Below are 7,938 nucleotides of genomic sequence, written 5' to 3'. Positions count from 1 at the left end.
GCGGCCAGAAACCACCGCACCGCTTCGGCGGCAGGTGGTGAAGAGCACGGATCCTATCCCGCGCAGCAACTGAGTCGGGCCACGTCCTTGTCAAAGGTCTGCGCGGCCAGTTTCAACCCTTCGACGGTCGTCAGATACGGAAAGAGCGTTTCGCCCAACGCCTTGGTGGTCATGCCCGCCTTCAGCGCCATGGCCAGCGTCTGGATCGTGTCCGCCCCTTCCGGTGCCACGATCTGCCCGCCCAGCAGCCGGTCGGTCCGCGCATCGGCAACCAGCTTGATCAGCCCGCGGGTGTCGCGCGCTGCCAGCGCTCGGGCCACGTTGTCCAATGCCAGGACGCTGGTCTTGACCTCGTGCCCCGCTGCGCCCGCCTGGACTTCGGACAGGCCGACGCCGGCGACCTGCGGGTCGGTGAACACGACCCAAGGCATCGCAGCGTTGTCATAGCGCATCGGTTCCAGCCCGAACGCATTGTTGACCGCGACCTTGGCGCCATAGGCGGCCATATAGACGAACTGGTCGCGGTCGGTGACGTCGCCGGCGGCATAGATGCCGGGCCGCGTGGTGGCCATGTCGGGGCCGACCACGATGGCTCTGCGCCGGTCGGTCCGGATGCCAAGCGCCTCCAGCCCCAAACCGTCGGTATTGGCCACGCGCCCGGCGGTCGCAACCAGCCGCGCGGCGGTGAGCGTCACCGGCTTGCCGCCCCGCTCGATGGTCAGCGCCACGCCGCCATCGTGGGCGGCGACCTCGCGGTAGCTCAGGCCGGTCTCGACACGGATACCCTCGGCCCGCATCGCCTGTGTCAGCGCCTCGCCCACCTCGGGTTCCGCACCCGGCAACAGCCGCGAGCGAGTGACCAGCGTCACCCTGACCCCCAGCCGCGACGCCATCTGCGCCAGTTCGGCCCCGATATAACCGCCGCCCAGCACGATCACGCTGTCAGGGCGTTCAGGCAGCGTCAGCAGGCCGGTGCTGTCCAGCACATCGACCGCGCCGAGCCCCGAAATATCGGGCATGTGCGGGCGCGATCCGGTGGCGACGATGATGCGTTCGGCCGTCATGCGGCGCCCGCCGACCTCGACACCGCCCTCGACCAGCCGCGCAGGGCCCTCGTCGATATGGTCGACGGTTTCATATTGCGGCAGCAGGTCGGAATATTTCTTCTGTCGCATCGCGGCCACAAGTTCGGCGGTGCCGGACACCAACGCCGGCCAGTCGACCCGGGCCGCGCAGGGCGCGACGCCCGGAAACCGGCCGGCGGCCGATGCCGCGTGAACCGCCTCGGCGGCACGGATCATCGCCTTGGATGGCACGCAGCCGACATTGACGCAGGTTCCGCCGATGGTGCCGTGCCCGACCAGCGCCACCCGCTTGCCCGCCTCGGCGGCGGCGATCGAGGCCGAAAACCCGGCCGACCCCGCCCCGATGACGATCAGATCGTAGGTTCCGTCTTTCGGGGTCCTGTTCAAATCTTTCATGGTTCCGTCCTTCTTGCGATCAGACCGCGCCCGTTTCGATCAAGCCGGCGATCGGGCCGCGTTGCAGCAAATATCTGCTTCCCATCGGTCCCGGTCCCGAGCCGCGTCACGACCCCGATGCGTCCTCAAGCACGCGGCCGGGATACCCGTATTGCAGGGGGGCCGCTGCGATGGCCTCGGGCGAGGTGACGGCGTCGTCATAGCGCACCAGAAAGACGATCTTTTCCGCCGCCTGATCATACTCGCTCTGAAGGATTTCAACGCTGTCGATGGATTTGACCGCATTGGCGGCAATATAGGGGCAGGACGGGCAGGTCAGCTCGCTCACCACAATGCTGGCCTGTCTTTCAGCCGCCTGGGCGGCGGTGGCTGCAAACAGGCCCAGCAGCGATAACGTCAGGGTTCTCATGACTTTTCCTTTTTCAGAAGCTCAGGATGTAAGGCGTGACATAGGGAAAGATCATGGCGATCGCTGTGACGATCGTGGCCAGCCAAAGCGTTCCCTTCATGACGCGGCGGTTCTTCGGCCGGGTGCAGGCCGCACCATCGCGGCATTCGCCCTGTTCGGCCCGATGCAGTTTCCAGAAACCATAGCCGATGAAGGCGCTGGCAAAGGCAAATGTGTACCACTTGTAGGCATAAAGCGCCGTCAACTGGGCAATCCAGACGCCGCCGATGCCAAAGCTGATCAGCACCAGCGGCAGAATGCAGCACGAGGTCATCGCCAGCGCACCGGCAAGCGCGCCGCCGGTTGACGCCCAGGCCTTGCGATCACTGGCCTGCCTCTCTTCGAGGCTCGGAACCTCGGCTTCGGTCGTCGTTTCCGCCATCGTCGAATCACCCTTGCCCGTTTGATCATCCGAACCTAGGCTCTGTAGCTGATACAGGCTCAATGAGTGGAATCATGAAATCCGGTCACGGAACGGTGAGTGTCCTGCGTCGTTCAGATCTGGCGCGTCTGACGGGGTGCAACCTGGAAACCATCCGCTATTACGAAAACATCGGCCTCATGCCCCAGCCGCCGCGAACGGCGAAGAACTATCGCAGCTATGACGATACCCATGTCGCGCGCCTGCGCTTCGTGATGCGATCGCGCGATCTGGGGTTCACGCTGGAGGAAATCCGCGACCTGCTGGGGCTGGTGGATGGCAAGGCAGGCACGTGCGCCGACGTTCAATCCCTTGCAGCCCGCCACCTCGGGGCGGTGCGCGCAAAGATCGCCGATCTTCAGCGTATCGAGAAAGTGCTGACCGAGACGGTTTCGCGGTGTACCGGAGAAGATGGTCCCGAATGCGCGGTGATCGACGCGCTGACAGAAACGGCCTGAATCCCGCCTTTGCCGGACACGTTCATTGCCCCAGATAGGCCGCGACGAGTTCCGGCGGCAGCTTGGCACGCTCGCGATCCATGATGGCGGCGCAGGCGGCCCGAAACCCGGCCATGTCAAGTGCCGATCGCGGCAGGATCTCGACCCCCTCGGCCTGCAGGATGGTCAGGGCGTCGCTGTCCTGCGCCTCGGCGAGACGACGTTGCCGGACGGTGGCGGTTGCCGCCGCGGTCTCGACCGCGCGGCGGGCGGCGGGCGGCAGATCACCGAACCAGTCCGCGTGGCACAGAAACAGGACGACACCGAAGAAATGTCCGGTCATGCTGAGATGGCGGTGGTCGCGATACAGTTCGAACACGACAGAATTCGTCAGTGGATTCTCTTGTGCGTCGACCCGGCCTGTCATCACCGCCTCACGCAGATCGCGGACATCGGTGACCACAGGGGTGAAACCCATCGCCGCCATGGTTTCGCGGTAGATCCGGTTGTCGAGCGTGCGGACCACCAACCCGTTGCAATCGGCGCGGCTTCGCAGCGGACGGCGATGGTTCGTCAGATGGCGAAAGCCATTGTCCCAGAAACCCAGCACATGATAGCCGGTCGCACCGTGAACGGCTTCGCGCAGGATGGCCCCGGCGCGTCCGTCAAGCGCCGCATAGGCCGCATGACGATCGCCCTGCGAAAATGGCAGGTCGATGACCGCCAGTTCCGGCACGCGCGCGGTCAGATAGCCCGAGGCCATGTAGCCCGCCTGGAATGCGCCGCTCTCGATCCCGTCGAAAAGCGCCCGCGCCGTTTCGCCGCTCTGGGTGACGTCATCGACCCGCTCGGTGTCAAGACCTTCTGCCGCAAGGCTCTCGCAAAAGCGGCTTAGCCCGGCCGTCAACACGGATTTCGGCCCTTGATATCCCCCCACGCGCATTTTTGCTGTCCTCGCCATCATTCACACCAGCATCAATCGGCCGCCGTTCACGTCGATCGTCGTTCCCGTCACATAGGCCGCATCGTCGCTGGCCAGAAAGACGATGGTTCCCACGATGTCCGCGGGTTCGGCAAGCCGTCCCATCGGCGTCATGCGGGCAAAGGCCGCCTCTTTCTCGGGCGTCAGCAGCGCATTCACCCGATCGGTTCGCGTGGTGCCGGGCGCAACGGTGTTGGCCGTGATCCCATATGGGGCCGTGTCCTTGGCCAGGTATTGCGTCATCAGCGATACCGCCGCCTTGGCCGCCGCGTAATGGGCCGGCGACGAGCCGGCGCTGGTCGACCGGCCGGCAAGCGAACCCAGATTGATGATCCGCCCCCGGCCCGCTTGTTTCATATGCGCAAGCACGGCCGAGCAGCACAGGAAGACGCTGCGCAGGTTCAGGGCGATCACCCTGTCCCAGTCGTCGGGATCGATCTCGTCGAAGCGGGTATAGGCCGTGTATCCGCCCGCGCAGGTTACGAGAATGTCGATCCCGCCCATCGCCCGGGCCGACTGGGTGACCATGGTCTCGACTGCCGCGCGGTCGGTGACATCGGCGGCCAGCGAGACGGCGCTGCCGCCGATTGCCTGCACGGCTTGCGCGGCATCATGGGCGCGTGCCGGGTCTAGGTCGGTCAGCGCCAGGCTTGCCCCCTCTTCCGCCAGACGCAGCGCAAGGGCGCGGGCAATGCCGCCCCCTGCCCCCGTTATCAGCGCCTTGCGGCCCGTGAAACGGCCCGCCGCCCTGTTGGCCGTGCTCATCCCTGACGCTCCACCGGTTCGCCCTGCGGGATGCCCGGACTGCGGCGCAGTCGCAGCAGCCCTTCGGCAAAGATCGCAAGCAGCGCGATGACCAGCACCGTGCCGACCCATTGCTGGACAACGAATCCGAAGGAACGTCCCTCGAAGACCAGCAGCGCGCGGCGCAGGTTCTCGTCGACCATCGGTGCCAGAATCACGCCCAGCACGATCGGCGCGACCGGGAACTTCAACTGTCGCAGCGCCAGCCCGGCCAGGCCCGAGACGAACATCACCCAGACATCGAACATGCTCAGACGTACCGAATAGGCCCCGATCACGCAGATCGGCACGATCAATGCCAGCAACACCGCGCGCGGCAGGCTGAACAGCTTGACGCAGGGTTTGATCAATCCGATCGCAGCGACATACATCAGCAGGTTGGCGACGATCAGCGCGGCATAGATGAAATAGATCAGTCCGGGATGATCCACCTCGATTGCCGGGCCGACCACGATGTTGTTGAGCGCGAGCGCCGCCAGCAGCGCCGCCGCCGCCGCGTTGCCGGGGATGCCCAGCGTCAGCGTGGGCAACATCGAGCCGCCGATATTGGCATTGTTGGCCACTTCGGCACAGACGATTGCCTCATAGCTGCCCTTGCCCCATTTCGCCTTTTCCTCGGGCGAGGCCATGCGCCGCCCGATGTCGTAGGACAGGAACGAGGCCACATTGGCCCCTGCACCGGGAATGGCGCCCGTCACCGCACCGATCACGCCCGAGCGCACCGCTGCGACCGAGTAGCGCGCCAGCTTGCGCAGCGAGGGGATCACCCGGCCGACGGACTCCGGCACCACCGGCTGCGCGCGGCTGGGCATGACCTTGAGAATTTCGGTCAGCCCGAACAGCCCGATCAGCACAGAGACGTAGTTCACCCCGTCCATCAGTTCGGGCACACCGAACGTATAGCGCTGCACCGCGTGGATCGGATCAAAGCCCACCAGCGCCACGAGGATGCCCAGCCAGCCGGCGATCCAGCCTTTCAGGGGCATCGCCCCGCAGGCCATCGAGCCGCAGATCGAAATGCCGATCATGCCCAGCAGCGCCATTTCCCACGAGCGGAACTGCAGGGCGAAGCTGAGAACCAGCGGAATGAAGGCGACCAGAAGCAGAATTCCGACCCAGTTGCCCACGAAGGACCCGGCGATCGCCATGCCCAGTGCCTGCCCGCCCTCGCCTCTCTTGGCCAGCGCGTGGCCCTCGATCATCGTGGGCACAGCGTCGGGGGTGCCCGGAATGTTGATGAGCACGGCCGAGATGGCACCGCCGAACACGCTGCCGGTGTAGACACCCAGCATGAAGACGATCGCGCTGGACTGCTCCAGCCCCGTCGAAAGGCTGATCAGCAGCGCCATGGCCATGGTGGTCGACAGGCCCGGCAGCGCCCCCCAGATAATCCCAAGGCTGACCCCGCCGAACGCGACAAGCAGCAGCCAGGGCTGCAGCACCTGAATGAAGGCATCAATCATCGCGGATCATCCCGGCAAAGCGATCTGAAAGATGTTCCGGAAGGTCATGCTGAGAAAGGCGGTCCAGCCAAACGAAACCGTGGCGATGATCCACAGCCGGCCGTTCCAGAACAGCATCATCATCGCGCTCAGGCACAGGACGGTGGTGATTTCGAACGCCCCGACGACCAGAAAGACGCCGGCAACATAGCCACGCAGACCAAAGGTCATGGAATCCATCGCCAGCAGGTAGACGAACAGCACGCCGATCAGCATCGCGGTCCGCAACATGTCGGCGCCGTGCCCGGCGTCGCGACGGGCTTTGCCGGTCGCACCGTCACGTCCCCGTCGGCGCCATGCCGTCAGGCCCAGACCCACCGCCATGGCCATCAAGCTGAGGCCCGCGGCCAAAGGCAGAAGTCCGGGCGCCGTGCGCCAGCCGCCGGGTGCACGAAAGCCCAGTGCTTCCCAGCTGTACCAGCCGGCAAGAAGGGTCAGAAGAACGGCGGCGATCATGTCCACCGAGGGGGCGGCATAGCCAGCCCCCTCTTCTTCTCCGGCAAATTCGCTCTGGTTGGTCTGGCTCATGATCGACGCCCCTCACAGGTCGAGCGGCATGTAGCCTTGCGGCGGCCACCATTCCTTGAACCCATTCGGTCCGGGCAGGCCGAGTTCGTCAGCCGAAAGCACGTCGGAACCGATCTGGTCGGCATACCGGTTGAACAGGTCGACCGTCACGACCTCCATGCGCGCCGCTTCGCGATCGGCCTCCTCCCCCACCTTGACATCATGCTGGAAGAAACGCGCGGCGAGGAAATCGCGGAAGTCCTGCGAATTGGCGGCCTCGACGAAGGCATTCCGGATCTCGCCCAGGATCTCGGGCGGCGTGTCGCGGCGCACCATCATGTTGTAGGTGGCGCCCATCGGCAGGAAGGGGGCCAGGTCAGGGATCAGGTTGGCAACCGTCGGCAACACGGTACCGTCTTCCAGCACGATGTCTTCCGTCCCGGTTTGCTGCAACATGCGGAACTGCCCCGCACGCACCAGTTCGATATGCTCGTGGACCCCGCCGCCGGCAATGTCGACTTCGCCCTGCAGACCGGCAAGCGTGGCCGGTTGTCCGCCCTGATAGGGCACATAGCGCAACTCGATATTGGCGAACGCGGCGATCAGAAGCGCCATCTCGTGCCAGATCCCGCCGGTCCCCGAGGTGGACACGCTGATCCGTCCCGGCTTCTCCCGCGCCGCGTCGATGACGTCCTGCAAGGTCTGGAAGGGCGAATCGACGGGCACGGACCAGCTGGCAATGGCATTGCCGGCCTTCATGAAGGCCCATTGCTCCCACGGCGCGGGCGAGGCCGGGACATGCCCCAGCACGCGCACGAACTTGTTGTAGTTCGCCGCGCCAAGGATGTTGTAGCCGTCCGCAGGCTGCGCGCTGACATATTGCGTCGCAATGCCGCCGACGGCACCGGGCCGGTTCGCGATGCTGACGTTCCATCCGCGCGCCTTGGCCATTTCGTCCGCCAGCTTGCGGATCAGGACATCGGTGCCACCGCCAGCGGCATACATGATCACCACGGTAATCGGGCGGGCCGGATAGCTTTGCGCCGCGGCAATGCCCGGCAAGGTGATGCTGAGCGTCGCCATCCCGGCGCCCCCCAGGAACGCGCGGCGATCGAATCCGTTCTTCATGTGACCTCCTCCCTATGTGACCGCCGCGTCTCTTGCGCAGTTCCGTATCGCAAAAGAACCGGAAACAGCATATTCAGGCGGTAGAAAAAGCCTGGCAGAACGAAGAGCCGCGCGTCAATAATTTACGCATTAGAATAGTGATGGGCTGGCATATGTTTTCCTGATGACAGGTCACGGCTCGGGAAACGCCGAAGAGAAACCATCAGCCACCGGATTCCGAAAAGAGTT

General features: G+C 64.9%; 9 protein-coding genes. 1 reads left to right on the top strand and 8 read right to left on the bottom strand.

All coding sequences use genetic code 11. The annotated features are described in order from the left end of the window. Window positions 1–53 precede the first annotated feature (53 nt). The 3 genes from merA to B4A72_RS10635 form a co-directional block, all read right to left on the bottom strand. On the bottom strand, window positions 54–1,481 hold the full coding sequence (merA, locus tag B4A72_RS10645) for a mercury(II) reductase (protein WP_292958421.1): 1,428 nt from the start codon (window positions 1,479–1,481) through the stop codon (window positions 54–56). 106 nt (window positions 1,482–1,587) lie between these two features. Next, the gene (locus tag B4A72_RS10640; RefSeq protein ID WP_292978549.1) at window positions 1,588–1,890 is read right to left on the bottom strand and encodes a heavy-metal-associated domain-containing protein; all 303 of its coding nucleotides are present in this window, start codon (window positions 1,888–1,890) and stop codon (window positions 1,588–1,590) included. Between the two features lie 13 nt (window positions 1,891–1,903). Beyond that, complete coding sequence (locus B4A72_RS10635) at window positions 1,904–2,311, bottom strand: mercuric transporter MerT family protein (RefSeq protein ID WP_292958425.1); 408 nt, start codon at window positions 2,309–2,311, stop codon at window positions 1,904–1,906. 74 nt (window positions 2,312–2,385) lie between these two features. Between B4A72_RS10635 and B4A72_RS10630 the strand changes: the two genes are divergently transcribed. Then, window positions 2,386–2,808, top strand: a complete 423-nt coding sequence (locus B4A72_RS10630) for a MerR family transcriptional regulator (RefSeq protein WP_292958427.1) — start codon at window positions 2,386–2,388, stop codon at window positions 2,806–2,808. Between the two features lie 22 nt (window positions 2,809–2,830). On the opposite strand, the gene B4A72_RS10625 is transcribed toward B4A72_RS10630, so the two are convergent. From B4A72_RS10625 to B4A72_RS10605, 5 genes are read right to left on the bottom strand one after another with little or no spacing between them, the layout of a single operon-like run. Next, the gene (locus B4A72_RS10625) at window positions 2,831–3,724 is read right to left on the bottom strand and encodes a TRAP transporter substrate-binding protein (protein ID WP_292978547.1); all 894 of its coding nucleotides are present in this window, start codon (window positions 3,722–3,724) and stop codon (window positions 2,831–2,833) included. Window positions 3,725–3,751: 27 nt separating this feature from the next. Next, on the bottom strand, window positions 3,752–4,534 hold the full coding sequence (locus tag B4A72_RS10620) for an SDR family NAD(P)-dependent oxidoreductase (protein ID WP_292958431.1): 783 nt from the start codon (window positions 4,532–4,534) through the stop codon (window positions 3,752–3,754). Beyond that, the gene (locus B4A72_RS10615) at window positions 4,531–6,036 is read right to left on the bottom strand and encodes a tripartite tricarboxylate transporter permease (protein ID WP_292978545.1); all 1,506 of its coding nucleotides are present in this window, start codon (window positions 6,034–6,036) and stop codon (window positions 4,531–4,533) included. The genes B4A72_RS10620 and B4A72_RS10615 overlap by 4 nt, the downstream gene beginning before the upstream one ends. A gap of 6 nt (window positions 6,037–6,042) precedes the next feature. Then, a complete protein-coding gene (locus B4A72_RS10610) occupies window positions 6,043–6,603 on the bottom strand; it encodes a tripartite tricarboxylate transporter TctB family protein (RefSeq protein ID WP_292958442.1) in 561 nt (186 codons plus the stop codon). Between the two features lie 12 nt (window positions 6,604–6,615). Next, entirely contained in the window at window positions 6,616–7,710 is a 1,095-nt protein-coding gene (locus tag B4A72_RS10605; RefSeq protein ID WP_292958444.1) for a Bug family tripartite tricarboxylate transporter substrate binding protein, read from the bottom strand. Window positions 7,711–7,938 lie beyond the last annotated feature (228 nt).

Origin of the sequence: Paracoccus sp. UBA5162 (genome assembly GCF_002413585.1) — a bacterium.
In the GTDB taxonomy this organism is placed as follows: Bacteria; Pseudomonadota; Alphaproteobacteria; order Rhodobacterales; family Rhodobacteraceae; genus Paracoccus.
This window is presented reverse-complemented; position numbering and strand designations above follow the sequence as displayed.